This window comes from Pseudonocardia lutea, from assembly GCF_042658055.1.
Taxonomy (GTDB): domain Bacteria; phylum Actinomycetota; class Actinomycetes; order Mycobacteriales; family Pseudonocardiaceae; genus Pseudonocardia; species Pseudonocardia lutea.
In genome coordinates, this window is the sequence record NZ_JBHSQK010000064.1 from 1 (window position 1) to 24,041 (window position 24,041).

The 24,041-nt window shown below is 71.3% G+C and carries 23 protein-coding genes; 7 read left to right on the top strand and 16 right to left on the bottom strand.

Going from position 1 to position 24,041, the window contains the following annotated elements; translation table 11 throughout:
* Positions 1 to 245 precede the first annotated feature (245 nt).
* The 4 genes from ACFQH9_RS22970 to ACFQH9_RS22985 form a co-directional block, all read right to left on the bottom strand.
* Positions 246 to 440, bottom strand: a complete 195-nt coding sequence (locus ACFQH9_RS22970; RefSeq protein WP_379568789.1) for a hypothetical protein — start codon at positions 438 to 440, stop codon at positions 246 to 248.
* Positions 441 to 781: 341 nt separating this feature from the next.
* Positions 782 to 1,732: an MBL fold metallo-hydrolase gene (locus tag ACFQH9_RS22975; protein WP_379568791.1), complete on the bottom strand. Its 951-nt coding sequence runs from the start codon at positions 1,730 to 1,732 to the stop codon at positions 782 to 784.
* Complete coding sequence (locus ACFQH9_RS22980; protein ID WP_379568793.1) at positions 1,729 to 2,637, bottom strand: fumarylacetoacetate hydrolase family protein; 909 nt, start codon at positions 2,635 to 2,637, stop codon at positions 1,729 to 1,731. Before ACFQH9_RS22980 ends, ACFQH9_RS22975 begins: the two co-directional genes overlap by 4 nt.
* Positions 2,638 to 2,692: 55 nt before the next feature.
* Positions 2,693 to 3,568 carry a LysR family transcriptional regulator gene (locus tag ACFQH9_RS22985; protein WP_379568795.1) on the bottom strand — a complete coding sequence of 292 codons (876 nt, stop codon included), beginning with the start codon at positions 3,566 to 3,568 and terminating at the stop codon, positions 2,693 to 2,695.
* A gap of 153 nt (positions 3,569 to 3,721) precedes the next feature.
* On the opposite strand from ACFQH9_RS22985, the gene ACFQH9_RS22990 reads away from it, so the two are divergent.
* Positions 3,722 to 5,170 carry an amidohydrolase family protein gene (locus ACFQH9_RS22990; RefSeq protein WP_379568797.1) on the top strand — a complete coding sequence of 483 codons (1,449 nt, stop codon included), beginning with the start codon at positions 3,722 to 3,724 and terminating at the stop codon, positions 5,168 to 5,170.
* Between the two features lie 154 nt (positions 5,171 to 5,324).
* On the opposite strand, the gene ACFQH9_RS22995 is transcribed toward ACFQH9_RS22990, so the two are convergent.
* The 6 genes from ACFQH9_RS22995 to ACFQH9_RS23020 are packed head-to-tail and all read right to left on the bottom strand — an operon-like array spanning position 5,325 to position 10,938.
* On the bottom strand, positions 5,325 to 5,744 hold the full coding sequence (locus ACFQH9_RS22995) for a GntR family transcriptional regulator (RefSeq protein WP_379568799.1): 420 nt from the start codon (positions 5,742 to 5,744) through the stop codon (positions 5,325 to 5,327).
* A 7-nt stretch (positions 5,745 to 5,751) separates the two neighbouring features.
* Positions 5,752 to 6,285: a type II 3-dehydroquinate dehydratase gene (locus ACFQH9_RS23000; RefSeq protein ID WP_379568801.1), complete on the bottom strand. Its 534-nt coding sequence runs from the start codon at positions 6,283 to 6,285 to the stop codon at positions 5,752 to 5,754.
* Positions 6,282 to 7,235, bottom strand: a complete 954-nt coding sequence (locus ACFQH9_RS23005) for a beta/alpha barrel domain-containing protein (protein ID WP_379568803.1) — start codon at positions 7,233 to 7,235, stop codon at positions 6,282 to 6,284. The genes ACFQH9_RS23000 and ACFQH9_RS23005 overlap by 4 nt, the downstream gene beginning before the upstream one ends.
* Complete coding sequence (locus ACFQH9_RS23010) at positions 7,232 to 8,842, bottom strand: AMP-binding protein (protein WP_379568805.1); 1,611 nt, start codon at positions 8,840 to 8,842, stop codon at positions 7,232 to 7,234. Before ACFQH9_RS23010 ends, ACFQH9_RS23005 begins: the two co-directional genes overlap by 4 nt.
* A gap of 2 nt (positions 8,843 to 8,844) precedes the next feature.
* Positions 8,845 to 9,870: an LLM class flavin-dependent oxidoreductase gene (locus ACFQH9_RS23015; protein ID WP_379568807.1), complete on the bottom strand. Its 1,026-nt coding sequence runs from the start codon at positions 9,868 to 9,870 to the stop codon at positions 8,845 to 8,847.
* A gap of 48 nt (positions 9,871 to 9,918) precedes the next feature.
* On the bottom strand, positions 9,919 to 10,938 hold the full coding sequence (locus ACFQH9_RS23020; RefSeq protein WP_379568809.1) for an Ldh family oxidoreductase: 1,020 nt from the start codon (positions 10,936 to 10,938) through the stop codon (positions 9,919 to 9,921).
* 42 nt (positions 10,939 to 10,980) lie between these two features.
* Between ACFQH9_RS23020 and ACFQH9_RS23025 the strand changes: the two genes are divergently transcribed.
* Entirely contained in the window at positions 10,981 to 11,448 is a 468-nt protein-coding gene (locus tag ACFQH9_RS23025) for a MarR family winged helix-turn-helix transcriptional regulator (protein WP_379568811.1), read from the top strand.
* Positions 11,449 to 11,451: 3 nt separating this feature from the next.
* Here ACFQH9_RS23025 and ACFQH9_RS23030 read toward each other — a convergent pair whose 3' ends face one another.
* Entirely contained in the window at positions 11,452 to 12,768 is a 1,317-nt protein-coding gene (locus ACFQH9_RS23030) for an MFS transporter (RefSeq protein ID WP_379568813.1), read from the bottom strand.
* Between the two features lie 167 nt (positions 12,769 to 12,935).
* On the opposite strand from ACFQH9_RS23030, the gene ACFQH9_RS23035 reads away from it, so the two are divergent.
* Positions 12,936 to 13,442 carry a nuclear transport factor 2 family protein gene (locus tag ACFQH9_RS23035; RefSeq protein ID WP_379568815.1) on the top strand — a complete coding sequence of 169 codons (507 nt, stop codon included), beginning with the start codon at positions 12,936 to 12,938 and terminating at the stop codon, positions 13,440 to 13,442.
* Between the two features lie 634 nt (positions 13,443 to 14,076).
* Here ACFQH9_RS23035 and ACFQH9_RS23040 read toward each other — a convergent pair.
* Entirely contained in the window at positions 14,077 to 14,340 is a 264-nt protein-coding gene (locus ACFQH9_RS23040; protein ID WP_379568851.1) for a type II toxin-antitoxin system death-on-curing family toxin, read from the bottom strand.
* A 2-nt stretch (positions 14,341 to 14,342) separates the two neighbouring features.
* Here ACFQH9_RS23040 and ACFQH9_RS23045 point away from each other — a divergent pair, with 2 nt between their 5' ends.
* On the top strand, positions 14,343 to 14,819 hold the full coding sequence (locus ACFQH9_RS23045; RefSeq protein WP_379568817.1) for a GNAT family N-acetyltransferase: 477 nt from the start codon (positions 14,343 to 14,345) through the stop codon (positions 14,817 to 14,819).
* A gap of 46 nt (positions 14,820 to 14,865) precedes the next feature.
* Here ACFQH9_RS23045 and ACFQH9_RS23050 read toward each other — a convergent pair whose 3' ends face one another.
* On the bottom strand, positions 14,866 to 15,441 hold the full coding sequence (locus ACFQH9_RS23050; protein WP_379568819.1) for a TetR/AcrR family transcriptional regulator: 576 nt from the start codon (positions 15,439 to 15,441) through the stop codon (positions 14,866 to 14,868).
* A gap of 204 nt (positions 15,442 to 15,645) precedes the next feature.
* Here ACFQH9_RS23050 and ACFQH9_RS23055 point away from each other — a divergent pair, with 204 nt between their 5' ends.
* From ACFQH9_RS23055 to ACFQH9_RS23065, 3 genes are read left to right on the top strand one after another with little or no spacing between them, the layout of a single operon-like run.
* The gene (locus tag ACFQH9_RS23055) at positions 15,646 to 16,098 is read left to right on the top strand and encodes a (2Fe-2S)-binding protein (protein ID WP_379568853.1); all 453 of its coding nucleotides are present in this window, start codon (positions 15,646 to 15,648) and stop codon (positions 16,096 to 16,098) included.
* On the top strand, positions 16,085 to 17,059 hold the full coding sequence (locus ACFQH9_RS23060; RefSeq protein WP_379568821.1) for an FAD binding domain-containing protein: 975 nt from the start codon (positions 16,085 to 16,087) through the stop codon (positions 17,057 to 17,059). The genes ACFQH9_RS23055 and ACFQH9_RS23060 overlap by 14 nt, the downstream gene beginning before the upstream one ends.
* A complete protein-coding gene (locus ACFQH9_RS23065) occupies positions 17,056 to 19,242 on the top strand; it encodes a xanthine dehydrogenase family protein molybdopterin-binding subunit (protein WP_379568823.1) in 2,187 nt (728 codons plus the stop codon). The genes ACFQH9_RS23060 and ACFQH9_RS23065 overlap by 4 nt, the downstream gene beginning before the upstream one ends.
* Before the next feature lie 40 nt (positions 19,243 to 19,282).
* Here ACFQH9_RS23065 and ACFQH9_RS23070 read toward each other — a convergent pair whose 3' ends face one another.
* From ACFQH9_RS23070 to ACFQH9_RS23080, 3 genes are all read right to left on the bottom strand, one after another.
* Entirely contained in the window at positions 19,283 to 19,444 is a 162-nt protein-coding gene (locus ACFQH9_RS23070) for a hypothetical protein (RefSeq protein WP_379568825.1), read from the bottom strand.
* A gap of 100 nt (positions 19,445 to 19,544) precedes the next feature.
* Positions 19,545 to 21,848 carry a hydantoinase B/oxoprolinase family protein gene (locus tag ACFQH9_RS23075; RefSeq protein WP_379568827.1) on the bottom strand — a complete coding sequence of 768 codons (2,304 nt, stop codon included), beginning with the start codon at positions 21,846 to 21,848 and terminating at the stop codon, positions 19,545 to 19,547.
* Positions 21,848 to 23,944, bottom strand: a complete 2,097-nt coding sequence (locus ACFQH9_RS23080; RefSeq protein ID WP_379568829.1) for a hydantoinase/oxoprolinase family protein — start codon at positions 23,942 to 23,944, stop codon at positions 21,848 to 21,850. The genes ACFQH9_RS23075 and ACFQH9_RS23080 overlap by 1 nt, the downstream gene beginning before the upstream one ends.
* Positions 23,945 to 24,041 lie beyond the last annotated feature (97 nt).

The following is a 24,041-nucleotide window of genomic DNA, read 5'->3' on the forward strand; positions in this document are numbered from 1 at the left end:
ATGATCGTCGATCTCCGAGCAAGCGGGGGAACCTCAGACGCTGGGTGCGGTCACTTCCGTGTGTCCTTCCCGGGACCGAGGCGGTGGTGGCTGGGCTGCCGGGATCGGGGAACGGACAGAACTGCGACGGGGCCTCTGGCCAGGCTCCTATCAGGTCACGAACCGAGCTCGGCAGCTCGAACACGTCCGCCCCGGGGCCGGTCGACGCTTCGGGAAGAAGGCACCACGGCCGGTTGGTCTAGGGGTCAGGCCGGCCCCGGGACGAACGTGATCACACCCTCGCAGTTGGTCCATGGGCAGCGGGGCTTGGTGGGGCGGTGGGCGATGCCGAGCTCGGCGAGCGTGGCCGCGAACAGGCGACTCTTGCGGTAGGCCCAGGCGTTGTCGGTCATGATCCGCTCGACGGTCACCCCGAAGTGCGTGCGCGCCCGCCGAGTCACCGAGGTCCTGCCGGTCGCGCTACGCCTGTTCCAGGATGTCCAGCTGCGTGCTCGGCCTTGTCCCCGAAGGCCGCCGAACGGCCGGAGACGTCATCACCCTTCTGCGAGGCGCGCAGGCGACGGGAGCGAGCCTCTGCCAACATGATCGGGCGTCGTCGACCATGAGCGACACGCGCCGGTCGACCATCGTCTCGATCATGTCGAGCTGTTGACGACGGTGGATCCCGAGTCGAACAGCGAGAGTCGCGTTGCCTGGTCCGCACGACGCGGCGTCCTGAGCCACGCACGCTGCCCTGACCGACAGCACTGGCGCTCCACGATGGTCGACCCGCGCACGCGACTCATGCCAAGCACGTCAGAGGCCGGCCGCCGTTGTAGGTGACCATGTCGGCCAGTGCGGCCATCACGTCGATCGTGCCGCCGCGCTCGAGCCCGTCGAGCTCGGCGTAGGCGCGGTGGAGGTTTCCGACGATCCGTTCGGCGTCCGGCCAGTCGGAGAAACGGCCGAGATCGGTGTCCCGCGCCGCCTGCAGGGGAGTGACGCCGGCGGCGCGGCCTCGCTCCGCCAGCTCCAGCACGAAGCGCAGGTAGTCCACGGTGGTGTCGAGCGGCCCGCGGTCGTGGAAGACGGGGCCGTGACCGGGGACGATCGTGGTGGCGCCGAGTGGGGCGAGGACGTTCTCCAGCACGTCGATGGCGCCGGCCACCGAACCCATGAGCAGGAACGGCGTGCCCCCGTTGAACACCAGGTCCCCGCAGAACAGCGTGGAGCGTTCGGGAAACCAGATCAGCGAGTCGTTGGTGGTGTGCGCCGCCGTGCCGACGTGCCGCACCTCGGCGCGCAGGTCTCCGATGTGCAGCGTGATGCCTTCGGTGAAGGTGAGGAACGGCGGGTCGAGGGGGAGGGCTCCCCAGTCCGGGTTCTCCCAGAACGGCAGCTCACGCGGCGGCCCGAACGCGATCATCTCCTCGCGGGCCAGCTCGTGGGCCACGATGGTCGCGGTGTGGAAGAGCGCGTTGCCGAAGGTGTGGTCGCCGTGGTGGTGAGTGTTGACCAACGTCCGGACCGGCGCCGAGGTCACGGACCCGATGGCGTCGAGGAACGCCCGGGTGCGCCGCTCGGTGGAGCAGGAGTCGACGGCGACGACCCCCTGAGGTCCGACAGCGAACCCGGTGTTGTTGATCCACCAGGTGCCGTCGGGCTGGATGAACGCGTGGATGCCGTCGGCCACCTCCTCGAGGCGGGGCGGGCCGGGGACGGTGATGCCGTGGGCGTGTGCGGCCGCGCTCATGCGTGCTCCTCCCGAAGGGGGCGGACGGGCACCCCGGCAGTGATTCGGACGTCGATCGCGCCGAGTCCGTCCACCTCGAGCCGGACGCGATCGCCCGGGGAGAGGTAGGGGTAGGCGTCGGCACCGTGGACCCGGGACAGCTCGAGGATGCACCCGGTGCCGACGGTGCCGCTGCCGATGAGGTCGCCCGGCAGTACACGGGTGCCCCGCGAGGCGTAGGCGATCATCTCGCCGAAGGACCAGTGCAGGGTGTCGAGCGAGCCGCTGCTGTAGGGCTTGCCGTTCACCGATGCGGTCATCGCCGCGGCGGCAGGCAGCTCGTCCGGGGTGAGCATCCACGGCCCGCAGCTCGACGCCGAGTCCTTGCCCTTGGCCGGGCCGAGGTTCAGCTTCATCTCCTCGCCCTGCAGGTCGCGAGCGCTCCAGTCGCAGAAGATCAGGTACCCGGCGATGTGCTCCACCGCCTCGGCGGGGGAGAGGTCCGCCCCCTCCCGCCCGACGACGGCGGCGACCTCCAGCTCGTAGTCGAACATCGTGCTGCCGGGCGAGATCGGTACCGTGTCGTTCGCCCCGCGCAGCGCGGCCGGGTTGGTGAAGTAGAAGACCGGCTGCCGGTACCAGAGCGGGTCCACGGTCAGCCCGATCGCGGCGCTCGCGGTCACCACGTGCTCCTCGAAGGCCATGAAGTCCCGCACGGACGGTGGGCGCGGGATCGGGGGCAGCAGCGTCACGGTCGCCGGGTCGACTCCGGGACCGCGCAACGCGGCCTCGGCTGCGGAGCGCAGTCGCGTGCCGTCGTCGCCGAGTAGCTCGATCAGGGTCGTCCGGGTGGGGTAGAGCCGGTCGTCCCGCCAGACCGCCGCCCGTTCCGTGCCGTCCGCGTCGGCACAGGTGCTCCAGCGCATCGCGCCCTCCTCCGTCGTCGCCGCCTCCCAGTCTGGCTCCTGGGGACGGCGCCGATCATGGTCCGGAGAGGTTGCGATCCGCGCCCGCCACCGCTCGGGCCGCGGCCCGGAACACCGCGACGGCCTCGCGGTGGTCGTCCGGGCGGGTGGCAACAGCGATGGCGGCCTTGGGTCCCTCCAACGGCACGTACCGGACCCCAGGGTGGGGGAAGTACCGGCGAGCGGGCTCGGCGTGCATGCCCAGCCAGCCGCTCGTCGCCACCGCCGTCGCGACGCCGGCGGGCGAGCGGACGGCGACCCGCCCGCGGCCGCCGGAGTCCCCCCACTCGGCGAGACCGGGCTGGTCGCCGACCGGTGAGATCCACCGGTGCCCGGCGACGTCGGCGAGTGTGAGCCGGTCCGCCTCGCCGAGCTCGGACCCGACCGGGACCACGGCGTAGCGGTCCAGCTCCGGGGTCCGGTCCAGCACCAGGTCGTCCGCCCCGCCGACGTCGTGGACGACGGCGACATCGACCTCGCCGGCCCGGAGCGTGTCGTACTGGTTCTCCCAGTCGAGCTCCACGGTGACCAGACCCAGCGCCGGGCAGCGCGACTCGACCAGCGCCCGGACGTCCGACCACAGGTCAGCGAGCCCGAAACCGAGGACGCCGACCCGCAGGACGGGCGGGTCCTCGCGCGGGCCCTCGACCTGCTCGACCAGCGCGTCGAGCTGCGCCAGAATCCGGCGGGCCCGCGTCACGAACCGTTCCCCGGCCGGTGTGAGCGCGACGCGGCGGCTCGTGCGGCTGAACAACGGGGTGCCCAGCTCGCGTTCCAGGGCCTGGATGCGGCGGCCGAACGGCTGCGCGGCGATGTAGTGGACCTGGGCGGCGCGTCCGAAGTGGAGGGTCTCGGCGAGCGTCACCGCGTACCGGAGCGATCGGACGTCCATGTCGCCACCACCTCGCCGTCGAGCCTGGGCCGCCGCCGCGCGCGATCGTACGGTCTCCGCGAGGACGGTGGGAGCCACCATCGCAACCGGAACGGGACATGTTCGTGCCCGGCGAGCAGGTCACTCTGGGGCACCCGAATCCTGGAGGAGCCCATGACCCGAACCCTGATCCGCGGCGGCCACGTCCTGACGATGGACCCCACCCTCGGCGACCTCCCCACCGGTGACGTCCTCGTCGAGGACGGGGTGATCGCGGCCGTCGCCCCGTCGCTCGAGGTCAGCGACGCCGAGGTGATCGACGCGGCCGGTCACCTGGTCCTGCCCGGGCTGGTCGACACCCACCGGCACACCTGGCAGTCGCTGGTGCGCGGGATCTGCGGGGACTGGACGCTCGGTGACTACTACTTCGGCATCCGGCTGGGGATCTCGCCCGCCTTCACGGCCGACGACGTCCGGCTCGGCAACCGGCTCGGTGCGCTCGACGCGCTCAACGCCGGCGTGACCACCCTGCTCGACTTCTCCCACTGCAACAACACGCCCGAGCACTCCGACGGCGCAGTGCAGGGGCTGCTGGACACCGGGATCCGCGCGGCCTTCTGCTACGGCTTCTTCGAGAGCTCGCCGGAGGCCACCCGGTTCGGCGACCACAGCGCGCGCCTGAAGGACTTCCACCGGATCGCCGACACCTACTTCACCTCGGACGGGCTGCTCACCCTCGGCGTCTCGCTCTCTGAGCTCTTTGGGCTGCCCTGGGACCGCACGGTCGCCGAGCTCGCCGCGGCGCGCGAGCGCCGGGCGCTGATCGTCAACCACACCGGGTGCGTCTGGGGCAGCGTGCTCACCGGAGGCGTCGGCGAGCTCGACGCCCTCGGACTCCTCGGCCCGGACATGGTCCACGTGCACTGCAACACCCTCGACGACGCGGAGTGGGACGCCCTCGCGCGCAGCGGGGGGAAGGTCTCGATCTCCGTCGAGACCGAGCTGAACATGGGAATGGGCAGGCCGGTGTTCGCGCGGTGCCGCCGCCACGGGCTCGCCCCGACGCTGTCCGCGGACGTCATCTCGCTGAACTCCGGCGACCTGTGGCACGAGATGCGCTTCGGGCTCGGGTTCACGAGGTGGGAGGCCACGGAGGCGGTCAACCTGGCGAACGCGATGCCCGAGACGGTCACCACCAGCGCGAAGGAGGCCCTCGGCTGGTCCACCGTGAATGCCGCCGACGCCCTCGGGCTCGGCGACCGGATCGGCTCGTTGACCCCCGGCAAGCGAGCGGACCTGCAGCTCGTCGGCGGGACGGGGATCGAGCAGCACCCTCGCATCGACCCCTATGCCACGCTGGTCTTCCAGACCACGACCGCCGACGTACGGACGGTTCTCGTCGACGGCCGCGTCGTCAAGCGCGACGGCCTGCTCACCGGCGTCGACCTGCCGCGGCTCGCCGTCGAGGCGGACACTGCCGCCCAGGCGGTCCTGGGAAGGGTCCACGCAGCCGGTCACACGCTGCCCGGCACCCCTGCCGGTGCCTTCGAGGCCCTGGAGCCGATCGCCCGTGGTTGGCACGCGGAAGCCGTCCGCGCCGTCGAGGGGCGCGCCTCCTCCTGATCGCAATCGTTCTCGGGGCTCGGCAGGCCCCGGCACACGTTCGCCCGGGCCGGGTGGGAGTCCTCGTTACCCTTTGTCGACCGATCCCGGCAGGCCCGGACGGCCCACCCGCCCCCGACTCGACCGTGCTCCTCACCTTTCCCGACCTCGGGACCTACATGTCCGGCGTGGACACACCCCACATCTCACTCCGGTTCCTGAACAGTCCATCCGTGTAGCGGTCGCAGAGGTTGAACCGGTGGTCCAACCAGGCCGCCTTCCCGATGTGCTCGGTGATGCTGGCCAGCCGGGCGAGCGGGCGGCGGGTGTGGACGGCGGCGTTGAACTCACCACCCGGCCGAACGGCCTCGTCCCGGGTGCAGTCCGGATGGGACGTCACGTCCACGATCCGGGTGAGCTCCGCGATGCCTGCCGCGGTGGCGCGGGTCGCGACAAAGCGGGCCGCGGCTCCCTCGACCATGGCCTGGATCCGGAGGAGGCCGTCGTACCCCTCCGGGCCCCAGTCGGTCACCACCGCGTCCCGGTCCGCGCGGATGCGCTCGAGGACGTCTTCGCCCGCCGTCTCGTTGCTCATCGCGCTCCTACTCGGGTTTGGCGCCGAGGAAGGTCTCGTCGTCCAGGGCCAGCACCAGGGACAACAGGGCGCCCGGGTAGCTGTACTCGCGCATGCCCATGAACTGGCCGGACACGAAGGGCGTGAAGGTGGACTCGCCCCGGCCGTAGACCGGGCCGCGGGCGGTCGCCGCCGAGGCCCTGATGTTGGCGAAATGTACCTCGACCACCGGCTTCCCGGTGTCGTGGAGGGCGAACGGCACCGACTGGCTGGTGGTGGTCAGCCCGGCCGGGTTGACAAGGTATCCGTCGACCCGCTCGCCCGAGGAGTGGATGTACTCGAGGATGTCGCCCTCGTGGTTCGACAGGAACCGTTCGATCTCGACGCCGAGCCGCGCGCCCCATTCCTCCGTGAACTTTCCGAGACCCTCGGCGGAGACGTTGGGGCCGTACATCCGCTTGTTCCGGCGGGCGAGGTTGGAGACGTTCGGGCCGTCGATCACCGAGATGAGGTAACGCTGGTCGCTCGTCCGCAGGCCGTCGATGGGCGAGGGTGTCGTCACTGTGTTGGCTCGCTTTCGTGTGTCGGGCTCTTCCAGGAGAAGGTCAGTGCGGCCGGTGCCTGCGCCGACCGGGGAACGGGCCCGACGTGCCGAACGAAGCCCATGCCGGGCACGCCGGCGTCTGCCAGCCAGTTGGCCGTGTCGACGAGGGCGGCGAGGTCGAGGCCGGTGTCGTGGCCGGCGAGCTCGAGGGCCTGCGCGGCATCCTCGGTGCAGACACCGCCACCGCGTTGGCCCGGCATCGCCGGGTGACCACCGCTCCCGGCGAGGGAGACGTCGATGGTGCCGACGCCGAGCTCGGCGAGGGTGAGGACGTTCGCCACGCCGAGCCCCCGGTTGTCGTGGACCTGGACGGTCAGCGACTCGAGCGGCAGATGGTGGGCGGCGGCGTCGAGCAGGTCGCGGATCTGCGGTGGGGCGGCGTAGCCGGAGGAGTCGGCGAGCACCCAGTCGGTGACGCCGATCTCGCCGAGCCGCTGCGCGATCGGCTCGAGCTCCGCCGGGCCGCGGACGGGGCCGGTGGGGCCGCCCCAGGCGAAGATGACGTAGGTGCCCAGAGCGATGCCCAGGCCGGTTGCGACATCGGCGAGGCGCTCGAGCTCGTCGAGGGACTCGGTGGTGCTGCGCCCGATGTTGGCACGGGCGAAGTCCTCGTCCGCCGAGAGCAGGAAGGTGGCGGAGTCGGCGCCGGCGGCGGCAGCGGCGCGCAGGCCGCGCTCGTTGCCGATGCAGCAGCCCAGTGTCAGTCCGGGAGCGCGCACCGCATCGAACACCTCAGTGGCGTCGGCGAGGCCCGGGACGAGGTCCGGGCGCACGAACGAGGACAGCTCGAAGTCCCGGATCCCGGCGTGGACGAGCCGCTGCACGAGCTCGATCTTCAGCTGGGTCGGCACCGGATGGGCCTGGAACGTGAGCCGGGGCGCGATCTCCCTCAGGTGCACGGCGCTCACCGGTGCCGCGTGGGGGTCAGGCCGGCGGCCTCGGCGTCCCAGGAGTCGTCGGTGAGCCCGGTCTCCCGCAGCACCGTCTTGCGGATCTTGCCGGTTGGGGTTGCGGGCATCCGGCCCACGAGCCGGTAGAAGCGCGGCACCATGAAGTGCGGCAGGGCGCGATCGCAGTGCGCGAAGAGGTCCTTCAGGTCCAGCTCGGTGCCCTCGGCGACCTGCACGACGGCCATGACCTCCTGCTCCCCGAGGTCGGAGGCGACTCCGATGGCGGCGGCCTCGGCGACCGCGGGGTGGTCCAGCAGGACCGTCTCGACCTCCTGGGAGGACACGTTCTCGCCGCGGCGGCGCAGGGCGTCCTTCTTCCGGTCGACGAAGTAGAAGTAGCCGTCGGAGTCGGTGAAGCCGAGGTCCCCGGTGTGCCACCAGAGGTCGCGCGAGGTCTCCACGGTGGCCTCGGGCTGGCGGTGGTAGCCGGAGAACATGACGTGCGGGACACGGGGCCGGTACACGATCTCGCCGACCTGCCCCGGCGGGACCGGAAACCCCAGGTCGTCGTGGACCTCGAGCAGGGTCGTGGCGGACGGGACCCCCATGGAGCCGATCTTGCGCTCCTGGATCGGGTTCCAGACGATCGTCTTGATCTCGGTGAGGCCGTAGCCCTCCACGACGTGGACGCCGAAGCGTTCTTCGGTGGCGGTGAGAACCGGGGGAGGGGCGGGTGCGGCGAAGACCTTGCGGGCGGGATGGTCCCGGTCGCGGTCCGACGGAGGCTGGGCGAGCAGCATGGGCAGGACCGAGCCGAGGGCGTTGAACTGCGTGACCTCGTGGCGGCGGATCTCCTCCCAGAAGCGGCTCGCGCTGAACCGGCGCCCGAGCACGACGGTGGCGCCCGCGACGATCGCGTGCAGCGAGATGTTGATCTTCGCCGCGCCGTGGAACAGCGGCAGGCAGGTGTAGAGCCGCTCGTCGGCGGTGGTCTCCATGGCCACGGCGAACTCGTGCGCGGCGACCACGGGCATGAGCGACGGATAGATCGCGCCCTTGCTGCGCCCGGTGGTCCCGGACGTCAACATGATCCCCACGGGATCGTCGATGCCGACCTCGGGGAACGCCCGGCCCGGGTCGCCGCGCGCGATCAGGGCGTGCCAGGTGAGGATGTCGAGGCCGGGCAGCGACACCCCGGCCGGGACGGCGTCGGCAAGGACGACGACGGTGTGCAGCGCGTGCGGACGCTCCGGCAGCTCGGCGACGAGGTCGAGCAGCCCGGGCTCGGTGAGCAGGACCTGCACGTCGGTGTGGCCGAGCGCGTGGTCGAGGAAGGTGCCCTTGTAGGCGGTGTTCACCGGGACCTCGACCAGACCCGCGCGGGCGATCCCGAAGAAGGCGACCAGGGTCTCGGTGCGGTTGGGCAGGAACACCCCGACGGACGTGCCGGGGGCGAGGCCGAGGCCGAGCAGGCCGCGGGCCACCGCGGACGCCGCCGCGTCCAGCTCGGCGTAGCTGAGCTGCTCGTCCTCGAAGACCAGAGCAGGCTTGTCAGGGCTTCGGGACGCCCGGTCGGCGAGCACTCCGCCGACGGTCCCGCCACCCAGGGATTGCAGGTCGAGCACGGTCAGAGCTCCTTCTTGGCACGGAGCAGGAAGTCCTCGAGGGCAGGATCCCAGCCGGCCTCCGCCCCGGTGGTCACCAGGAAGGTCCCGACCCCCAGGTCGTGGTAGGTGCCGAGGGTGTCCAGGATCTGCTCCTCGGTTCCGACGAGCGCCTGGGAGTTGGCGAACCCGCCCAGCAGCTTGGTCAGCCCGGTCCAGAAGCAGGTGTCGTGGAGCTCCTCGTCCGTCAGCGCCAGTGCCCGCCGGCGTCCGACCGAGTTGTCGGTGGCCGAGGAGCGGAGGAAGGTGTGGCCGCCCTGGGCGTCGGCGATCTGCTGCTCGACGGCGCGGGCCTTCGCCCACGCGTCGTCCTCGGTCTCGCCGAGGAACAGTCGCAGGCTCAGCGAGAACTCCATCGGCCGCGCGTAGCCGTCCGCGGCGGCCCGGACCCGTGCGATGCGCTCCCGTGTTCCGGCGAAGGGCTCGCCCCAGAGCATGTACAGGTCGGCGTGCCGGGCGCCGAAGTCGACCGCGGCGGCGCTCTCCCCGCCCATGAAGATCGGGACCTGGCCCTGAACCGGCCGGATGAGGATCTTGACGCTCTCCGCGGTGTAGAAGCGGCCCTCGTGATCGAACGACGACGGTTCGGTCCAGGTCCGGCGGACGAGATCGAGGTACTCGATCGCCCGCTCGTAACGCTCCGACTTCGGGGTGGCGTCGCCCTCGCGATGGAGATCCTTGTCCGAGCCCCCGACCACCACGTTGATGGCCAGCCGCCCGCGGGCCAGCACATCCAGCGTGGCGAAGTACCGGGCCGCGGCCGTCGGGGCCATGACCCCGGGGCGATGGGCGACGATCGGCGAGAACTTCTCGGTCATCGCCAGCATGTACGGCGCCGTCGCGTGGTTGTGCGGCCAGATCGACGAGTACCCCACGAGCACCCGGTCGATCGCCTCCGACGCATCGAGCTCCCGGAGCCGCTCGGCCAGCCGGGCGGGGTCGCTCTCGCCCGGTTCGAGCGGCTGGAGCCCCGTGAAGAAGTCGACCATGACTCACTCCTCCTGTAGCAGAGTGCTTGGATTATATAAGCATGCTGGCTAGTTCTGGAAGGCGATCTGCCGCAGGGTCTCCACCACGGGTACGGTGACCTCGATCTTCCCGCGGCGGAGGGTCTCCGCTCGGAGGGCCGCCGAGCGGTCGAACGGGACCCGGACCGCCGCCCCGGCCTCGATCGGACGGGTGGCGCGCACGGACTCGGCGAAGGCCGCGGCGCGGGCGCCGAAGTCCGCGGCGTCGCCCAGGGTCGACGGGTCGACGATCACGGCCAGGAAACCGCAGTCGGAGACGCCTTCGGGGGCCGCCGAGGCGCCTGCGAGCATGCCGAGCAGGTGCACGACGAGAGCGAGCCCGGATCCCTTGTGACCACCCCACACGGCGAAGGCGCCCTGCAGGGCCGCAGCAGGGTCGGTGGTCGGACGGCCCGCGGGGTCGAAGGCCTTTCCCTCGGGCAGCGGCTCGCCGAGCCTCGCTGCGAGGGTGACTTCGGCGTGGGTGATGGACGACGTGCCGATGTCCCAGATCACCGGACCGTCGGCGGTCGGGAAGCCGAAGGCGATCGGATTGGTGCTGAACCGGGCCTCGGTGCCACCGTACGGCGCGACGACGGCGGGGCCGCTGCCCGCGATCATCCCGACGAACCCGGCGTCGACGACGCCTTCGAGGTAGTACGAGAACATCCCCGTGTACCAGGTCCGGCGGGCACCGACCACGGCCATGCCCTGGGCGCGCGCCTTCTCCAGGCCGATCTCGATCGCGTGGGCCGCGACGAGGTAGCCGACCTGGTCCCCGCCGTCCAGGGCCGCGGACACCGGCGTCTCCCGGTCGACCCGGATCGGCTGCGGCGGCTCCGTGGTGCGGAGGCGCTCGATGATCGACACCGCGCGGGCCAGCCCGGCGTAGGACAGCCCGCGCAGCTCGCAGTCCATGAGATGGTCCGCGATGACCGCGACCTCCTCGGTCGTGTAGCCGGCGGCGACCAGTGCCTCGGTCACGGTGCGGTGGGCATCGTCCAGGGTGAGGTCGACCGTCTGTGCGGAGGCGGTGGTCGAGCCGGGCATGTCAGAACCTCCAGTTGTAAGGATGCTGTCTAAGCTTGGTGCGTGGACACAGCTGCGGGCCAGCCGGACTACCTCACCGATGCGGTCACCCGCCTCGAACGCGCCGTGGCCAATATCGGGGCGATGCGGCTGAAGCCGTGGCGCATGACGCTGTCCGGCTACGCCGCGCTCAAGATCCTCGAGCGGCAACCCAATCTGTCGCTGGCACAGCTGTCCCGCCGCTGCTTCGTCAAGCCCCAGACGATGACCAGGATCGTCGCCGAGCTCGAGCGTCGAGGATGGGTGGACCGCAGCCCGCACCCGGAGAGCGAACGAGCCATGTCGCTGGCCCTGACCGCGGCGGGCCGGGCCAGTCTGTCGGAGATGGCCGCCGAGGTCGACAAGATCGAGTCGACGCTCGGCGGCATGCTCGAACCCGGCCAGTTCCCCGAGCTCGTCGCCACCCTGCGGCGCTGCGCCGTCGCGGTCGAGACCGAGATCAAGGACGCCCGCCGCGCGAGTCGCGACTGAGCGTCAGGCCGCCGCCTCGGGGGTGGCCGTCGCCGTGGGACGCCGGACCCGGGGCGCCAGGACGGAGGGCAGGGCCAGCGCAGCGAGGCCACTGAGCACGGCCGAGCCGATCAGGACGAAAGCGCCGGCGCGGTTGTCACCCGTCGTCTGGACCAGCCACTGGGTCACGTACAGGACGGATCCGCCGAAGACGGCCACGGCGATGTTGAAGGTCAGCGAGACGCCGGTGCCGCGCGCGTGTACCGGGAACAGCTCGATGTAGGTGATCGGGGCGATGCCCGTGTAGAACGACGGCGCGGCGGCTAGCAGCACCGCGAAGATGCCGAGCGCCCACGGGTTCGTCGACGACGTCAGCCCGGCCATCAGTGGGTACGAGGCGGCGGTGATCACCGCGGTGGCGACGAGCAGGGCGGGCCGGCGCCCGATCCGGTCCGACACGCGTCCGCCCGCGAGGACGAGCCCGATCCCGACGGCCAGGGCGCACCCGATCACGACGGTCGCCGTCACGAGTGAGAACCTGAGCTGGATGATCAGGTTCTGTACGTAGGTGAACGCCAGGTAGAAGCCCACGGCGTGGGTGGCGGCGACCCCGATGAGCAGCACGCCGCGCCACAGCTTCCGGTCGACCGGCGGCCGGTCCTGCGCGACCTCCTGGACCTCGAGGAACTCGGGGGTCTCGCCCAGCCGGCTCCGTAGGTAGAACCCGATCGCCCCTAGCGGGAGCGCCAGCAGGAACGGCACCCGCCAGCCCCAGGCCTGCATGGCCTCCGGGCCGAGGGACAGGGTCAGGCTCACCACGACGACCGCACCGATGAGCAGGCCGGCGAGGCTCCCCATCTGCACGCGGCTCGCCATCTCGCCCTTGCGGTTCTCGGGGGCGAACTCGGCGGCGTAGATGATCGCGGTGCCGTACTCCCCGCCTGCCGCGAGCCCCTGCCCCATCCGCAGGACGACGAGGAGGATCGGGGCGGCGATCCCGATGGTGGCCGCGGTGGGCAGCAGGCCGATCAGCGTGCTCACCAGGGCCATGCCGATCAGCGTCACCACGAGGGTGGGCTTTCGGCCGATGCGGTCGGCGAGCGGGCCGAGGAGCAGCCCGCCGAGCGGCCGGATGACGAACGCCGCGGCGAAGACGGCGAACGTCGACAGCAGCGCGACCCCGGGCGAGGAGTTGGGGAAGAAGTTCTTCGCCAGCACGGTGGCCACCAGGCCGTACACCGCGTAGTCGTAGTTCTCGACGGTGTTGCCGATCGCGGCGGCCAACGTGGTGCGGCGCACCGTGCTCGCATGTGCGCGTTCCGCTTCGGACGGTGCCGACATGGACCTCTCCTTCGAGGCGATGAAGCAGGTGAAACCCCGCAGCTGCACGGTCGCCGGAACGCTAACCGAGCACATCCCAGACTGCAAGCATGCTTGTGATGTATTCGGTAGCTGAATTAGCCTGACGGCGCGCCGACCGGGCGCGAGCGTGGAAGGAGAACGACCCGATGCCAGTCACTCCGTCGATGTCGACGAGTTCGGTGCAGGACGGCGACCTCGCCGACCGGCTCGCCGTACGGGACGTCCTCGAGCGCTACACCCACGCGATGGACCGCCGGGACGAGGCACTCATGCGGAGTTGCTTCACGCCGGACGCCGATCTGTCCTACTTCGGCGGCCTACGCGGCTTCACCGGCACCGAGTTCGCGGACTCGTTCGTGTCCTCGCTCGAGCCCTTCGGCTTCATCGACCACAGCATCAGCAGCCTGCGGGTCACGGTCGACGGCGACGTCGCGGCGGTCGACGTGCATCTCTGCGCCACGATGGCCCTCAAGGACGCCCCGGTCGTACTGATCCGATGGGTCCGGGTGACCGACGAGCTCGTCCGCGAGCCGTCCGGTTGGAAGATCGCGAAGCGCCGGCACGTGCCGCAGCTGCAGTACGAGTCGCTGACGTCGGCGATCGACTTCCCGGGCGTTGGCGGGAAGGAGCCGCAGACCGCCGACCTCTCGTAGCGCTTGCACGCGCACCCGACAAAGGTGTGCGGTCCGCGGTCGGGTCGTGGCAGCGCCCTGAGCGCGGACCTCGGAGCACTTGAGGGTGGGAAGTCCGGCGGCGCGCGTCACGGCCCGGAACAGTTTGGCCGTCGGGTGCACTCGCCGAACGGCCGACGATCAAGGAACTCGAGCGGCGGCCCGGCGACGGGCCCCGCGACTCAGAACCTGCGCCGTCCCGTCAGCTCGGGGTCGGTCGCGGCGGCACACGACGAGCCGGAGCTGGGCGACGAGGTCGCGCTCCGGGACCGCTACCAGGTCCCCGTCTCTGAGGCAGGCCAGCTCTGCGGCCTGGCCCACGGACGGTGTCGAGGCCGGGACGGGTGAGCCAGGCGCGGTCCTTGATCAGGGTGGTGAGCATCAGTGTGAGCACGCGCCCAGGCGCATGATCCAGCGCTCGACCGGCCCGGCCCAGGCGATCGAGGTGCCACAACGTCTACGACCACCGCGACCCGGAACGTGAACCGGTGGACCGGTTGGACGTCCTCGGTCGGATCGCGACCCTCGAGGGCTTCGGCTCCCCGTGAGCGGCCGCTCCCCGGGATCGGAGATCTCCGGGGCAGGCGCCCGTACCGGGAGATGGGCTTCTCGGCGCTCAGCTCGCCGGGGTGAGCCACGGCTCCAGGCGCTCGGCGATCTTCGGCACGCCGGGTACCGCCCCCGCAGCCACGGCCATGACCAGGTCGAGCTTGTCGTCGTCGTCGGCTACGACCAGCCGGCCGTTGAGGAAGCAGAACACCTCGGCCGCGAGCCACCCGAGCCGCTCGTTGCCGTCGAGGAGGGCGTGGTTGCGCACCGACGACTCCAGCAGCGCCGCCGCCTTCTCGCTGATCGTCGGGTAGGAGTCATTAGAGTCGATGCATGGTCACGACACGGCCAGCAGAGCGCCGGGACGTTGACGCCACCAGCCGTCTGGCGCACCGGGCCTATCGGAACTACATCGCGCGGATCGGCCGACCGCCGGCGCCGATGGAGGCCGACTACGCCGCGGCGGTCAGCGCCGGGACGATGTGGGTCGCCGAGGACGAGGGGGGTCTGCTCGGCTTCATCGTGTTGGTCGACACCGATGATCATCTGTTGATCGACGACATCGCCGTGGAGCCGCATGCCCAGGGGCGGGGAATTGGCACGCAGCTCCCCGCCCTCGCCGAGAGCGAAGCCCGCCGGCGCGGGCACGACCGGATCCAGCTCTACACGAACGAGGCCATGACGGAGAACCTCGACTACTACCCGCGCAAGGGCTACGTCGAGACCCACCGTGGCGAGCAGGACGGCTATCGCCGGGTCTTCTTCACCAAGACCCTCGGCGTCCAATCCGAGGAGCGCTCAGGGTCCTAGCCCGTCACTGTGCTCCGCTGGTGGTGCGAGAGCGCGGCGGCACGACTCACACCTCCGGGCGCATGCCGCGCCACACCAGGTCCAAGAGTGCCTCGGTCTGGCCGCGCCAGTCGTCCCGGGGGTCGAGGAAGAGCAGCCCGCCCAGACCGCGCAGAACCGTCTCCGGGTCGAGGCCGGACCGGACGGTGCCGGCTTCGACGTTGGCCTCGAGCAAGGTGCGTACCGCGTCGACCATGGCTTCGTAGGCCTTGCCCGGGACGTCCTCGTCGTCGGGGGCCGTGGCCGAGCGCAACGCGTCCGCGAGGCCGCGCTTGGTCATCATGTACCGCGCGAGGTGGTCGGTCGTCCACGCCCGGAACGCCTCCGGCGGGGACTTCTCCCGCAGCAGGACGGGGACCACGTCCAGCATCTGCTGCACCTCGTGCCGGTACACGGCGAGGACGAGTGCCCCCTGCGTCGGGAAGTGCCGGTAGACGGTGCCGACACCCACACCTGCCACCTTGGCGATGGCGTTGAACGACAGCTCGCCCGTGTCGGCGAGCGATGCCGCCGCCGCAGCGAGGATGCGCTCGTTGTTGCGGCGGGCGTCCGCGCGCCGCAGGTTCACGGGTCCCGTCGTCATCGTCACCTCCCGGGCCTCCCGCAGGAATGTAAATCACGGTCGGCCGGGCAGCGAAGGGGGACGCTCGCCAACCGGATAGATATCCGCTAAGGTTCTCCGTGAGATCGGATGATTATCCGGTTCCCATCCTACGGACTGACGAGCCAGCACCCTCCGATGCTGCGTGTCCGCCTCGGCGGACACGCGGCGAGGAAGAGAACCTCAGTGGACATCTCACTCGAAGTGAATGGCAGGACCGAAGACCTCGAGGTGGGGCCCGGCGTCACGCTGCTCGACGCACTGCGCGAGCGGCTCGACGTGACCGGCCCCAAGAAGGGATGCGACCGCGGCCAGTGCGGCGCGTGCACCGTGCACGTGGGCGGCCGCTCCGTGCTGTCGTGTCTGACCCTGGTCGCGACCGTGCGCGAGCCGGTGACCACCGTGGACGGGCTCGCCACCGGCGACGAGCTGCACCCGGTCCAGCAGGCGTTCGTCGACCAGGACGCGCTGCAGTGCGGTTTCTGCACGTCCGGACAGATCATGTCGGCCGTCGCCGCGGTGGAGCAGGACGTGGACGACGTCCGGGAGTTCATGTCCGGCAACCTCTGCCGCTGCTCGGCGTACCCGAACATCGTGGCCGCGATCGAGCAGGTGAGGGGGGCCGATGCAGCCGTTTGAGCTGACCACCCCGACCACGGTCGACGGCGCCGTCGCGGGCGCGGGCACCTACCTGGCCGGGGGTACGACGCTGGTCGACCTGATGAAGCTGGACCTCCTGACCCCCCGGCACGTCCAGGACATCAACGCGCTCCCGCTGCGTGGCATCGACACCGGCGACGGGCTGCGGCTGGGCGCGCTGGAGCGGATGGGCGACGTGGCGCGGCATCCGGGGGTGTACCCGATGATCTCCCGCGCACTGCTGCAGAGTGCCTCCCAGCAGTTGCGCAACATGGCCAGCATCGGCGGGAACCTGATGCAGCGCACTCGCTGCACCTACTTCCGCGACGTGTCGACGCCGTGCAACCGGCGCGTCCCCGGAAGTGGCTGCCCGGCGCGCGCGGGCGCAAATCGGATGCACGCCGTGCTGGGTACGAGCGAGGCCTGCGTGGCGACGCATCCGAGCGACGTCGCCGTCGCGCTGGTGGCCCTCGACGCGCAGGTCACGCTGGCGAGCGCCGGCGACACCCGGACGGTGCCGCTGCGCGAGTTCTATCGCCTGCCCGGTGACACCCCGCACGTCGAGAACGACCTGCGGCCCGGTGAGCTGATCACCGAAATCCTGGTGCCGCGGTTGGACTGGGCGAGGAACTCGACCTACGTCAAGGTGCGGGACCGTCAGTCCTACGAGTTCGCGCTGTGTTCGGCCGCCGTCGCGTTGGACGTGCGTGACGACCACGTCGTCGATGCCCGTGTGGCGGTCGGCGGTGTCGCGACGGTGCCGTGGCGGCTGACCGCCGTCGAGGCGGCCCTGCGTGGGGCGCCGGTGACCGAGGCCGCCTTCCAGGATGCCGCGGCGCTGGCCGCGGACGGCGCGGAGCCGCTCTCCGCGAACGGTTTCAAGGTCCCTCTGCTGCGCCGGACCGTCGTCCGTGCCCTCTGCGAGCTGACCCAGGACGAACCGACCGGGAGCCGAGCATGACGACCACCATCCGGATCGACGCACCCCTCAAGGTCACCGGCCGGGCGCGCTACGGCTCGGACCACAACCTGCCCGGCATGCTCCACGGCTACGTGGTCACCAGCACGGTCGCGAACGGGGAGATCCTGGCGATGGACGTGGCCGCGGCGCAGGCCGCGCCCGGGGTGGTCGCCGTCTACACGCCGTTCGACCCGCTCACGCTGCGCACCCCGACGACTCCCATGCTGGGCGACACCTGGGTGCCGCTGCAGGATCGGAGCGTCACCCACTACGGCCAGCCGGTGGCCTTCGTCGTCGCCGAGACCTACGAGCAGGCCCGAGACGCGAGCGGGCTCGTCGAGGTGACCTACGCCGAGCGGCCCGCCCGCACGTCGCTGGTCGACAACCTCGAGCTGGCCGAGGACGCGCCGCCCGGCCTGGACGGGGAGCCCTCGAGCTCCGTCGTCCTCGCGGAGGGGGTGGAGTCGATCGAGGACGTACTGGCGAGCAGCCCGGTCGTGGTTCGGCGCCGGTACTCCACGCCCACCCAGAACCACGTGGCGATGGAGCCGCACTCGGCCGTGGCGCACTGGGACGCCGACGGCCTCACCGTCTACAGCGGCAACCAGGGTGCCTTCGTGCAGCAGGCGGAGCTCGCGGCCGCCCTGGACGTGGATCCGTCGGGCGTGCACACCGTGAACCCGTTCGTGGGCGGTGCGTTCGGAGGGAAGGGGCGCACGTCCGTCCCGGCCTTCCTGGCCGCGGCCGCCTCCCGGGCCCTCGGCAGACCGGTCAAGGCGGCGCTGAGCCGGGAGCAGGTCTTCACCGCGACCGCGAACCGTCCGGAGACGTTGCAGGAGGTCACGCTGGGCGCCGACCGCGACGGCACCCTGATCGCCGTGCGCCACGACTCCTGGTGCAGCGCGGACACCGATCGGTCGTTCGTGGAGCCCACGTCGGCCGTCTCGAGGGTCGCCTACCGCACCCCGAACCTGGCCATCAGGCAGAAGGTGGTGCCGCTGAACATCCCGCGGACCACGTTCATGCGCGCACCCGGCGAGGCTCCCGGGTCGTTCGCGGTGGAGAGCGCGATGGACGAGCTGGCCGCCGCGCTGGACATGGATCCGATCGAGCTGCGGCTGCGCAACAGCTCGCTCGGTCCGGTCGGCAGCGACCTGCAGTGGTCGAGCAAGTACCTCGACGACTGCTACCGGATGGGCGCCGAGCGCTTCGGTTGGTCCAGACGGCGGGCCACCGGCACGCGGGACGGCGACTGGCTGGTCGGCATGGGCACCGCGACGGCGATGTTCCCGGCGCTCCGGTTCCCGACCACGACCGAGATCACGCTACGGGCCGACGACACGGCGCTGGTCTCGGTCGGGGGCTCCGACCCCGGTACCGGCCTGCTCACCGTCATGGCGTTGCTAGGGGCCGAGGCGCTGGACGTCGGACCGGAGCGGATCACGCCGCGGCTGGGCCTGTCCGCCGACACGCCCGGTGGCATGTCCGGGGGGTCGACCGCCACGGCGAGCGTGGGGTCGGCGATCGTGGCCGCGGCCTCGGCCGTGCTCGAGGAGCTGCAGTCGCTCGCGAGCGCGCCGGACGCGCCGTTCGCGGGACTCGACGTCACCTACGCCGACGGTCGGGTGCTGGCGGGCGGACGGTCGATGTCGTTCGGGGAGCTGTTGTCCGCGCTCGGCCGGGAGACCCTCTCCGCCATCGGGTCCTCGGGCCCGGGGGAGGAGATGACGAAGCACTCCTTCAGCTCCTTCGGCGCCCAGTTCTGTGAGGTTCGGGTACACCGGTGGACGGGCGAGGTGCGGGTGTCGCGGATGCTCGGCGTGTTCGACGCCGGCCGCATCGTGAACGACCAGGCCGCCCGCAGCCAGCTGCGGGGCGGAATGATCTGGGGCGTCTCGGCGGCCCTGCACGAGGGGCTGGAGATCGAGGGCGACGGCCGGCCCGCGAACGGCGACCTGGCCGGCTACCTGCTCCCGGTCAACGCCGACATCCCCGAGGTCGACGTGCACTTCGTGCAGCACCCGGACACGCTGCACAACCCCGTCGGCGCGCGGGGCATCGGCGAGATCGGGGTGGTCGGCATGGCGGCGGCCGTGGCCAACGCCGTGTACAACGCCACGGGCGTCCGGGTCCGACACACCCCCATCACCATCGAGGACCTCCTCGAAGGCCTGCCTTCGTAGGGGCTCGCTCTCGTTCGTCCGGTCGGCGCGAACGGTCCACCTACCCGGAAGGCGCCGACCCGACCAGCGGGATGCGCCGTACGTGGCCGGTCGTCTCCGAGGACGGGTCAGCGGCCGCGGCGAGGGCGAGGGCGTGGGCGCGGCCGAGGCCTCCGCCCGCCCCGGTGACGACGGCGACCCGCCCGGTGAAGTCGAGGGTCATGAGCTGTTCTCCGTGGTCGGGAGCCCCACGTGGTCGGGGCGCCCGGGGGTGGGGGCGAGGTCGGGGTGGGGAGCGGGCCGCTCGCCCACCCCGACCCGTGCTAGGCGGCGGTGACGGTCAGCCGGCCGAGGGTGGTGGCGGCGTCCGGGTGGTCGGCGGGGACGACCGCCGACGACAACGCGGTCCAGCAGGACGGGCAGCAGTACTGCCGGAACACCACCGGCGCGTCGACGTAGTCGGCGGCGGTCGCAATGATCTGCGGGCCCGCGTCCGTCGGGGCGCCGTCGTACACCGCGAGGGCCAGCGGGCCGTCCGCGGTGTCGCCCAGGACCTCGCCGCAGTGTCCGCACGCGACGTCCGAGCCCACCTCGACGAGGTTGTCGTCGATGCGCTTCGTCGACGCGAGGTCGACCTTGCCGCGGGTCTCGCCGGTGATCCGGGAACGGTCGCGACGCGCATTCCGCAGCCGCGACCGCTCGGTCCGAGTGGCGGCGGTGTCCACTGAGCCGTCTCCCAGGACGACGCCGTAGACGGACTTCGCCGCCGCCTCGGTGATCTTCTCCTCCCGCACGTCCCGGGCGACGGCCTCGGGGTCGCGGGTGAGCGGGTCGCCGTATCCGCCGCCGCCCTGCCAGGTCATCGCGAAGACCTCACCGGGGGCGAGGTAGCTCGATGCGTAGTTCTGACCGGGCTCGAGGGAGTCGGACACCTCCTCCAGGGAGGACGGCATCCTGCCCGATGCGAGGATCTCGGTGATCCGGCTCTGGCGCGCCACCACGTCGAGACCGCTGTTGCCGGGGTGCCCGCCGGCCAAGCCGGTGTTCTGCGCGACCGCCTTGCCGTTGGAGGCGAGGACCAGGCCCATGGGGATGCTCGTGCCGTGCGGGGTGAAGGCCAGGGAGGCGCCGAGCCCACCACGGTGCCGCCCGGGGCCGCCGGAGTCCGGCACCTCGCGCCGCCAGAGCGTCAGGAGGGGATAGAGGAACTCGGTCATCTCGACGTCCGGCACTCGGCCCATCGGGATGCAGAACAGCCCGCCGGTGTCGATGCCGTCCGCGTGCGGGCGGGCACCGTAGCCGCCGGCCATCGGCTCCATCATGATCGACAGGAACGGGGCGGGCTGCTCGCCGCGCTCGTCCAGGCCGGCGATGACGGCGGTGTCCCAGGTGCCGCAGCAGGTGGCTTGGACGTTCTTGCCCAGCTCCAGGTCGCGGTCGAGCATCTGCGACAGGCACTCGGCGATCAGGCTGCCGGTCAGCCACGCCGGTCCGATCGGGCCGCGCCCGACGGCCGCGGGGAAGGTCGCGTTGTTGAGCGTGCCCTCCTCGGTGACCAGGTCGAAGCAGCGCATCAGCCCGCCCGCTGACCACGGGATGTCGTTGGCCAGGATCGGCAGCAGCGCCAGCATGACTCCGCCGCGCATGCCCGCATAAGTGCAGTTGACGACACCGGACTGTGGGTCCGTGCCCGTGAAGTCGAAGGTCAGGTGGTTGCCGGCCTTGGTGGTGGTGACGGTGATCTTGTGCAGGTTCCGGTCGCCCTCGTGGGACTGGTCCTGGTAGCCGGTGGCCGTCCACGAGCCGTCCGGGAGCGCGGAGAGCTTGTCCCGCAGACGGTGCTCGGCGTCGGACATCATGCGCTTCATCACGGCCTTGACCGTGTCGGCGCCGTACTGCGCGATCAGGGCGTGCAGCCGCTCGGCGCCGACGTTGTTCGCGCCGATCTTGGCGCGCAGGTCCAGCCCGACCAGCATCGGGACACGGGAGCGGCGCACCCAGAGGTCGGCGACGTCGCGCTGCAGCTGCCCGCCGCGCACCACCTTGACCGGCGGCGTAGGCAGTGACTCGGAGAACACGTCCTGCGCCGCCGGGGAGAACGAGCCGAGCCCGACGCCACCGAGGTCCGGCTGGTGGGCGATGGCGCTGGTCCAGGCGAAGAGCTTCCCGTCGTGGAAGACCGGCTGGTAGACCATGACGTCGTTCTGGTGCAGGCCGCCGCCGACCCACGGGTCGTTGCACAGGAACATGTCGCCGGCCTCGATGCCGGGGCTGCTCGCCCGGTTGCGCAGCGTCCAGTAGATCGCCAGGTCCACGGCGCCGACGAGCATCGTGTTGTAGAGGCCGACCTGGACCTCCTGGCCCAGCTCGTCGGAGATGGCGAAGTCGAAGTCGTTGGCGTCGGTCACGATCGGCGAGCCGGACATCCGCTTGAGGGCCTCGCCCATCTCGTCCGTGACGGACCAGAGCCGGTGCCGGATGACCTCGTAGGTCAGCGGGTCGAGCGCGTCGACCTGCTCCTCGGTGACGGTGTGGACCTCGAGCGACGACGGCAGCGAGCGGGCGAGCTCGTCGGGGTCGACGGGGCGGCTGGAGAAGGCCTCCGAGCCGGGGATCGGCATGGTCATCAGGCACTCCTGCGGATGGTGAGGTTGCCGAGGTGGTCGACGGTGCCGGTGGTCCCGCCGGGGACCACGACGGTGGTGGTCGGCACCTCGACGATCGCCGGGCCGGCCAGCACGTGACCGGCGCGGAGCTCGCGGTAGTCGTAGACCGGGGTGTCGACGTAGCCGGAGGCGGCGTTCAGGCACACGGGCCGGGTGGTGAACGGCGAGGCGTCACCGCTCGCCTCGGGGACCGGAGGCAGCTCGGGGCTGAACGGCAGCACCCCGATCGCCCTGACCCGGAACGTGATCGCCTGGATGCCGGCCTCGCGGAAGCCGGCGTCCTTCCCGAACAGCTCGGCGTAGCGCTTCTCGAAGGCGTCCGCCGCGGCCTCGATCTCCGGCATGCCCAGGGCGCCGGAGGCGACGGGTGCGGTGACCTCGGCGAGCTGCATGGAGTAGCGCATGTCGATCTCGCGGTGCAGTTCGACGCGCTCGAACTGCAGCCCCTGCCGCTCCAGACCCTCGCGGACCTGCTGCTCCAGCTCGGCGAAGTTGCGCTCGGCGCGGGCAGGGTCGAACGGGACGATCGTCGGATCGGACAGCTCCGCGGCCAGCACGATGTTCGACGACGCCAACCCGAACGCGGAGAAGGCGCTGGCCACGGACCCCAGCGGGACCACGACCTCGTCGCAGCCCACCTCAGCGGCGTACCCGGCGCAGTGGGCGGGACCTGCCCCGCCGAAGGCGTAGAGCACGAAGTTCCGGGGATCGTGCCCGGCCTCGACGACGGTCTTGCGCAGCAGGTCGCCGGTCTGGGCGTTCTGCACGGTGTAGATCGCCGCCGCGGCCTCCTCGACCGTCAGCCCGAGGGGCTTGGCGATCTGCGTGTCGATGGCCTGCCGCGCGAGCTCGAGGGACAGCGGCTTGCGCCCGCCGAGCAGCCCCTTCTCCGGGAGGATGCCGAGCACGAGGTTGGCGTCGGTGTTGGTGGGCTCGGTGCCGCCGTTGCCGTAGCAGGCCGGGCCGGGCACGGCCTGCGCGGAGCGCGGCCCGATCCGCAGGTTGCCGCCCGCGTCGAGCCAGGCGATGGCCCCGCCGCCCGAGCCGATCGCGTCCACCCGCAGCGTGGGCACGTTGATCGGGTGGTGGTTGATCACCGTGGTGGTGTCTCTGACCGGCTCACCGTCCACGACCAGGCCGGCCAGGAACGTCGTACCGCCCACGTCGGTGGAGATGATGTTGCGGTGGCCGAGCTGGCGGCCCAGCGCCACCGATCCGACGACGCCGCCGGTGAGGACCGAACCCACCGTGCTGATCGCCGCGGCGGGGGCCTCCTTGGCCGCCACCGCGCCGCCGTTGGACTGCATCACGAGGAGCGGGCCGGTCAGGCCGTTGTCGCGCAGCGAGGACTCGAGCGTGCCGAGGTAGTCCCGCAGGCCGGGCCCGATCTGGGTGCTCATGATCGTGGTGGCGTTGCGGGCGAACTCCCGGATGCGCGGGCTGACCTCGGAGGACAGCGCCACGAACAGGTCCGGCGCCTCCTCCGCGATCAGCTCCCGCAGCCGCCGCTCGTGCACCGGGTTGCGGAAGGACCACAGCAGCGACACGGCGATGGCCGCAACCCCGTCGGCGACCAGGGAGCGGATCGCCGCGCGGGCCTCGTCCTCGTCCAGGGCCACCACCACGGTGCCGTCCCGGTCGATCCGCTCGGTGACCTCGAGCGCGTGCCGCTTGGGGAGCAGCGCATGGTCCTTGGACTGCCCGAGGACGTGCTGCAGCTCGTGCGGGGAGCGGCCCAGGTAGCGGCCCTCCACGTTCATGATGAAGATCGAGTCCCGATGACCCTTGGTGGTGAGGAACCCGACCGGGGGCACGTTCCCCATGACCAGCGCGTTGAGTGACGAGGTCGTGCCGTGCGCGATGTGGTGGGTCTCCGCCAGCATCTCGGGCAGGGGTTTCCCGAGCTGCTCGGCCAGCAGCTCCAGGACGTCGAGCACGCCCCGGGAGTAGTCCGGCGGGGTGGACGGGGACTTCGCGGCGAGCACGGTCCCGGCGTCGTCGTCGAGCACGGCGTCGGTGAACGTGCCGCCCACGTCCACGCCGATGACATAGGCCATGGCTGGCGCTCCTTCGCGCAGTGAGGTGGCTGACGTTGGCGTAGACTATTAAACGCTGGAGATGAGAGTCAACCTTGACTTCGGACTGTTCCGTGCC

Coding starts and splice junctions, on each gene's coding strand:
- ACFQH9_RS23045 (WP_379568817.1), top strand. CDS start 14,343: ATGGTCACGACACGGCCAGCAGAGCGCCGGGACGTTGACGCCACCAGC.
- ACFQH9_RS23070 (WP_379568825.1), bottom strand. CDS start 19,444: ATGACCCTCGACTTCACCGGGCGGGTCGCCGTCGTCACCGGGGCGGGC.
- ACFQH9_RS23060 (WP_379568821.1), top strand. CDS start 16,085: ATGCAGCCGTTTGAGCTGACCACCCCGACCACGGTCGACGGCGCCGTC.
- ACFQH9_RS22980 (WP_379568793.1), bottom strand. CDS start 2,637: ATGCGCTGGAGCACCTGTGCCGACGCGGACGGCACGGAACGGGCGGCG.
- ACFQH9_RS23075 (WP_379568827.1), bottom strand. CDS start 21,848: ATGACCATGCCGATCCCCGGCTCGGAGGCCTTCTCCAGCCGCCCCGTC.
- ACFQH9_RS23015 (WP_379568807.1), bottom strand. CDS start 9,870: ATGGTCGACTTCTTCACGGGGCTCCAGCCGCTCGAACCGGGCGAGAGC.
- ACFQH9_RS22995 (WP_379568799.1), bottom strand. CDS start 5,744: ATGAGCAACGAGACGGCGGGCGAAGACGTCCTCGAGCGCATCCGCGCG.
- ACFQH9_RS23050 (WP_379568819.1), bottom strand. CDS start 15,441: ATGACGACGGGACCCGTGAACCTGCGGCGCGCGGACGCCCGCCGCAAC.
- ACFQH9_RS22975 (WP_379568791.1), bottom strand. CDS start 1,732: ATGAGCGCGGCCGCACACGCCCACGGCATCACCGTCCCCGGCCCGCCC.
- ACFQH9_RS23020 (WP_379568809.1), bottom strand. CDS start 10,938: ATGCCCGGCTCGACCACCGCCTCCGCACAGACGGTCGACCTCACCCTG.
- ACFQH9_RS23080 (WP_379568829.1), bottom strand. CDS start 23,944: ATGGCCTATGTCATCGGCGTGGACGTGGGCGGCACGTTCACCGACGCC.
- ACFQH9_RS22985 (WP_379568795.1), bottom strand. CDS start 3,568: ATGGACGTCCGATCGCTCCGGTACGCGGTGACGCTCGCCGAGACCCTC.
- ACFQH9_RS23030 (WP_379568813.1), bottom strand. CDS start 12,768: ATGTCGGCACCGTCCGAAGCGGAACGCGCACATGCGAGCACGGTGCGC.
- ACFQH9_RS23035 (WP_379568815.1), top strand. CDS start 12,936: ATGCCAGTCACTCCGTCGATGTCGACGAGTTCGGTGCAGGACGGCGAC.
- ACFQH9_RS22990 (WP_379568797.1), top strand. CDS start 3,722: ATGACCCGAACCCTGATCCGCGGCGGCCACGTCCTGACGATGGACCCC.
- ACFQH9_RS23065 (WP_379568823.1), top strand. CDS start 17,056: ATGACGACCACCATCCGGATCGACGCACCCCTCAAGGTCACCGGCCGG.